Annotated in this window: 4 protein-coding genes; 3 read left to right on the forward strand and 1 reads right to left on the reverse strand. The window is 48.2% G+C overall.

The genetic code is table 11. The features are described 5' to 3' along the window. Nucleotides 1-1,249: 1,249 nt before the first annotated feature. From QZP87_RS06595 to QZP87_RS06605, 3 genes are all read left to right on the forward strand, one after another. Nucleotides 1,250-1,837, forward strand: a complete 588-nt coding sequence (locus tag QZP87_RS06595; RefSeq protein WP_291322128.1) for a hypothetical protein — start codon at nt 1,250-1,252, stop codon at nt 1,835-1,837. A 282-nt stretch (nt 1,838-2,119) separates the two neighbouring features. Then, nucleotides 2,120-3,706, forward strand: a complete 1,587-nt coding sequence (locus QZP87_RS06600; protein WP_291322129.1) for an AAA-like domain-containing protein — start codon at nt 2,120-2,122, stop codon at nt 3,704-3,706. Between the two features lie 560 nt (nt 3,707-4,266). Beyond that, nucleotides 4,267-4,866 carry a hypothetical protein gene (locus QZP87_RS06605; protein ID WP_291322130.1) on the forward strand — a complete coding sequence of 200 codons (600 nt, stop codon included), beginning with the start codon at nt 4,267-4,269 and terminating at the stop codon, nt 4,864-4,866. Between the two features lie 316 nt (nt 4,867-5,182). Here QZP87_RS06605 and QZP87_RS06610 read toward each other — a convergent pair whose 3' ends face one another. Further along, nucleotides 5,183-5,644, reverse strand: a complete 462-nt coding sequence (locus tag QZP87_RS06610) for a pentapeptide repeat-containing protein (protein ID WP_291322131.1) — start codon at nt 5,642-5,644, stop codon at nt 5,183-5,185. Nucleotides 5,645-5,859 lie beyond the last annotated feature (215 nt).

Here is a 5,859-nt window from a genome sequence, read left to right on the forward strand (position 1 = left end):
CCCGTGAAACAAATCCGAAGGATTTCCTGCATAGCAGGGTTTAACCGGGGCCTGCCCGGTTAAACAACGCTGAAAGCGTTCCAGCTTTGCTGGGTTTTACTGGGTCACAAAAAACAAGAAAGCTTGAGACAAATGCGGGGATGGTCGCTGGGCATTGAGACTGTCCCTCGCTGAGCGCAAATTCCCGGTACATATTTTGCCCCTGAGTAAGGACCAATTGCGGCACATCGAAATGTGAGTTGCGGGGACTGTCCCAGTTAAGGTTCACTGGTTACCTCTCGTTCCCAGGCTCCAGCCTGGGTACGCTTAGTTCTTGCGGCTCAAGCCGCTTCTTTATAAGAAAACATTTTGCTTTTATGTCTGTGGGGACAGGCACCTCGGCACTTATTTTTTTGAGCAAGAAACAAATTGGAAAAATTAGTGCCGGGAGAGTTAGTCCCCCTCCGGGCTGTCTGCCTCCGGCCCATAGATCATGCGCCCCGGTGGGATTAATCCTTAAAAAGTGAGTGCCGGATTGAAGACCTTTTGGCCCGCCTTCCGAACGGAATATTATGGTTGCGAAAGAATTACAATCGTGCATCAACTCGTTGATTAAAGCAAGAATAATGACGTTTTAAAAAAATCGCAATTCTTATCTCTGATTCATGCTCAGGCAGGATTAAAATATTTTACAGTTGATGATATAGTTATCAGCATATTATGGAGAAACCCATGGCCCTCCCTGCCTCAGTGATTGACCTCTATGAAAGGGGAGCATTACGAGTTTTTTGAAATCAAAATATGAATAGTGTGTGTTAAGGCTATCTTTGTGTAAAAAGCTATAAACTACGGCATGGCACGGCTTCCTGCCCGGAGGCTTACAGCCCGGAGGGGTCTGTCCCTGGCTTCGCTTTATCCCGGTTCAAGCCCGGGACAAGCTTCGCCGGAATGACGGAAAGGGGCTGTTGTCCGATTTAACCGTTACCCCGGTCCCGGATCGAGTCCGGGATGACGAATCCGGGGCCCAGATATTCTCCTTCGATTTTGCTGAACAGTTACAAAATTTGAACCGCAAAGCTCCACTCAAATTCCCTTGCCAAATCCGAGCACCTGCCTTAATCTTGATCCAGATACGATCCTGTATCCGGTTTTCATCCTGTGTTGCAGCATGCCCGGATGGGCCTGAAGGATGAATCATACCAGAACTTATACACCATAAAATCCAGGTAACACCCAATGATCTGAGTGCAAACAGCACTTGGGAGGATTTATGAGCGAAGTTTCCAGCCAAAACCCAGACCCAAAAGATTTTGTGATTAACGAAAAAACCATTGAAGCCCTGATTATTCGCCTGATACCTACGTCTCAATATTTTGAGGCCAGGTTTGACGGACTTGAAGAGAAATTTGACTATAAGTTTGAGGTTTTAGCTGATAAGTTTGATTCTCTTGCCAAGTCTCATGAAGAATTAAAGGCTGACATGGACAAGCGCTTTGATACTATGCAGACCGAGATGGACAAGCGCTTTGATACTATGCAGTCAAACATGGAAAAGCGTTTTGAACAGACAGACAAACGCATCAATGCCATGCAGACCGAGATGGACAAGCGTTTTGATGCCATGAAGGCAGATATGGATAAACGTTTTGAGCAGGTGGACAAACGTTTTGAACAGGTGGACAAACGCTTTGAACAGATTGATGCAAAATTTGACAAACTCATTGAAAGGATTGACGTTAGAATTGATCAGGGATTGCGGGAATACCGCAGTCACTCATTCCGCCTGTTCAGCTTTGCCATGACCTTTTCAGCTATCTCCATGATCGGTATGCTGGGCAGAATTTTCAATGTTTTTTAACATGAATTGTCCACAGGGGACAGGCAAAGTATGTATTCAGGATGAACCACGTCTAGAAAAATCATCTTTACATTTCGCGTCAAGCGCGAAGTGTAAAGATGATTAGAGCATTGTTGCAAGCCAGAGATCAGTAAAAATCTTATCCTGCCCAGCCCAGCAATGATGACTGTATTTGCTGGCACTTGCCAAGTGAACCGGGATGTTCTAAATGTTTACTGGAAATGAAATGAAAAGAAATGGAAGCAAGCTCCCGGCATAAAAAGAGATATTTTGGAGATATCCATGCGTGAATTCTACTCTTATGGTCCAGTCAACTGCCGCCGCCATTTTTGCGTACCTCGCCGCGAACTGGTGGAAAGCTGTCTGGATTATATTGTCGGCGATGTCCAGGACGGTGGTCATTATTTCACCATCTGGTCCCCTCGGCAAACAGGCAAGACCTGGTTGATGCATGAAGTACGCCGCGAGATTGAAAAACGATACAGCCATCGCTTCATCGTGGCGACCATGTCCATGCAGGGGGTGATCATGCAGCCGGAAGACGGGTTGGATGTGTTCCTCTCCCGCCTGCCGCAATTATTCCGGGAGACATTCCATGTGGACATTCCGACGCCGGGGGATATTTCCGAGTTCAAAAACTATTTTTTCAATCAAAATCAATTATTTGAGCTTCCATTGTTATTGTTTATCGATGAGTTCGACAGCCTGCCTCCACGGATTATCGACACACTGGTGACCCTGTTCCGGGACATGTATCTGAAGCGGGACAGTTTTTTGCTCCACGGACTTGCCCTGATCGGAGTGAGGGCTGTGCTGGGTGCAGACAGCGAACGGGGCTCGCCGTTCAATGTTCAGCGTTCATTGCAAGTGCCAAATTTCTCAGCTGATGAGGTTGAAGAGCTGTTCAGACAATACCAGGATGAATCCGGACAGAAGGTGGAGCAGGAAGTAGTAACGGCAGTCCATAATGCAACTCGGGGGCAGCCCGGTCTGGTTGGCTGGTTCGGGGAGTTATTGACCAGAAAATACAATCCAGGGATGGACCAGAGCATTGACAAAACAACCTGGCGGGAGGTCTACCGCGCAGCCTTGCACAGAGAATGGAATAACACCGTACTCAATTTGCTAAAAAAAGCACAAGGGCCGTATATTGATAGAGTTGTAGAGCTATTTTCCCGTCCGGATATGCCTTTCAGCATCCGGGCCGACTGGTGTTCTTATCTGTACCTCAACGGGATTATCGACAACTATGAAGTCACGGACTCCAATGGCGATAAGATTGACGTCTGCTGTTTTTCCTCGCCCTATGTGCAGTCCTGCCTGTTTCACGCCCTGACCATAGACCTCATGGGCGAAAGTACACCCATACTGGCTCTGGAACCCCTGGATGAACTGGAAGACGTGTTTGGCGGTTCGGAACTGGACTTGCCGGCTTTGCTGGAACGTTACAAGGGCTATCTGCGACGTCTTGCAGCCAGGGGTCTGAATCCCTGGCAGGAACAGCCTAAGCGCAGTGATATGAATTATACAGAGGCAGTGGGGCATTTTCATCTGTATTTCTGGCTGCGCAATGCTGTGGAAGACTATTGCACCATCAGTCCTGAATTCCCAACTGGAAACGGCAGGGTTGATCTTCATCTGAAGTGCGACATGGGAGAAGGAATCATCGAAGTGAAAAGTCATACCAACCAGGCCAGACTGCGACAATCAATTCAACAAGCCGCTCATTACGCCTCCAGGCTGGGGCTGAATGCCATCACTGTGGCTCTGTTCGTGCCGGTGGATGATGAAAATGTGCTGGCCAGATTGTCTGGTGAGCATGATGTGGATGGAGTACATGTGGTGGTGACGGCTATTGGGTGGACATAAAAAATACAAAGCCGTAAATGCCAGTCCATCCTGTCTTCCTTGGCGACCTTTGCCAGTCCTGTTAAATTCACAAAGTAAGGGCAGAGCCATTTGACTGGGGCGCCTTTGCGTGGGAATATGTTTTTTGGTTGTCCCCCTCCGGGCTGTATGCCTCCGGCCCATAGATCATACGCCCCGGTGGGATTAATCCTAAAAAGTGAGTGCCGGATTGAAGACCTTTTGGCCCGCCTTCCGAGCGGAATATTATGGTTGCGAAAGAATTACAATCGTGCATCAACTCGCTGATTAAAGCAAGAATAATGACGTTTTAAAAAAATCGCAATTCTTATCTCTGATTCATGCTCAGCCAGGATTAAGCCGCCGAGGTCCACTCAAATCCTCTTGCCAAATCAGGCCACCTGCCTTAATCTTGATTAAGAAGCAACCCTGCACATAGTTTTCATCCTGTGTTGCAGCATGCCCGGATGGGCTTGAAGGATAAATAATACCAGAACTTATACACCCCATAAAGTCCCGGTAATACTCAATGATCTGGGTGCAGACAGCACCTTGGAGGATTTATGAGCGAAGTTTCCAGCCAAAACCAAGACCCAAAAGATTATGTGATTAGCGAAAAAACCATTGAGGCCCTTATCGTTCGCCTGATCCCTACATCTCAATATTTTGAGGCCAGGTTTGACGGACTTGAGGAGAAATTTGATTATAAGTTTGAGGTTTTAACTGATAAGTTTGATTCTCTTTCCAAGTCTCATAAAGAATTAAGGGCAGACATGGACAAGCGTTTTGACGCCATGCAGGCAGACATGGACAAGCGCTTTGACGCCATGCAGGCAGACATGGACAAGCGCTTTGACGACATGCAGGCAGACATGGACAAGCGCTTTGACGCCATGCAGGCAGACATGGACAAGCGCTTTGAGCAGGTGGATAAGCGTTTTGAGCAAGTGGATAAGCGTTTTGACAGCATGCAGGCCAAGATGGACAAGCGCTTTGAACAGATGGATGCCAAGATGGACAAGATCATTGAAAGGATTGACATCAGGATTGATCAGGGATTGCGGGAAAACCGCAGCCACTCATTCCGCCTGTTCAGCTTTGCAATGACCTTTTCAGCTATTTCCATGATCGGAATGTTAGGCAGGATTTTCAATGTTTTTTAAGATGAATTATCTGCATTCGCCAAAAAGCATATTTTGTCCCGCCACTGTCTTCATTCTTTTTGTATCTATTCACCACATTTGCTATAAAACTATTATAATACCCTGGATTCCGGCTTTCGCCGGAATGACGAAAAAGGGCTACTATTTGCTCTAACCGTCACCCCGGTCCCGGATCGAGTCCGGGATGACGGATCCGGGGTCCAGTTTTTTTGAAGTTACTTAGAAGCGTTTGAACTTTTTGACGTGACGCAGCAATTGGGAGATTTTTAATGGCCTGTTAAGTTGTACACTTTGTGCGTGGCTGGAAGTGTACAGGTTATTTGCATTCGCCGATGGAGTTCTGCCTGCAGGTGCGGCCGTTGGTCCAGGTGGCCCAGGTCAGGTCTGCTCCGTCCAGGCTGGCATCGCTCAAGTTGGCTCCGCGCAGGTCTGCTCTGTTCAGGTTGGCGTTTCTGAGGTTGGCCCGGGTCAGGTTGGCTCCGGAAAGATCAGCCACGCTCAGATCTGCACTGCTCAGGCCGGTTCTGGACAGGTTGGCTCCCTGCAGGTTGGTCCGGTGCAGGTTGGCCCCGGAAAGATTGGTCCTGCTCAGATTGGCCCCGGAAAAATCAGACCAGCTCAGGTTGGCTTCTGAAAGGTTGCACCGGGAGCAGGCATTGGTCTGGCGCAGGGTGTTCAGGTCTTCGGTGCTGAAGGCAGAGACTAAAGCCGGGCAGGCCAGCACAACGCAGGCCGTCAGAATAAAAGTTAGATACCTGGTTTTGACAGCTGTTTTCATAAATTACCCCCGGGGTTAGTTAATCAGCATCCCCTATGGAACATCAGCGGACCCAGTACCTGCCCGTGCCGCTGACAACTTATACACTTTCAGCCATGCTGGAAATGTATAAGATAAGGCTTAAGTTGTACACTTTGTGCGTGGCTGAAAGTGTGCAGGTTAGTCCATCAATGTATAATAGACGTGGAACCCGGCGCTGTTGCCGCGGCTGTCCG

This window comes from Desulfonatronospira sp. (genome assembly GCA_003563255.1).
In the GTDB taxonomy this organism is placed as follows: Bacteria; Desulfobacterota; Desulfovibrionia; order Desulfovibrionales; family Desulfonatronovibrionaceae; genus Desulfonatronospira.

Excerpts from the sequence above, each read along its gene's own strand:
- QZP87_RS06605 (WP_291322130.1), top strand. The coding sequence starts at position 4,267 with ATGAGCGAAGTTTCCAGCCAAAACCAAGACCCAAAAGATTATGTGATT.
- QZP87_RS06610 (WP_291322131.1), bottom strand. The coding sequence starts at position 5,644 with ATGAAAACAGCTGTCAAAACCAGGTATCTAACTTTTATTCTGACGGCC.
- QZP87_RS06600 (WP_291322129.1), top strand. The coding sequence starts at position 2,120 with ATGCGTGAATTCTACTCTTATGGTCCAGTCAACTGCCGCCGCCATTTT.
- QZP87_RS06595 (WP_291322128.1), top strand. The coding sequence starts at position 1,250 with ATGAGCGAAGTTTCCAGCCAAAACCCAGACCCAAAAGATTTTGTGATT.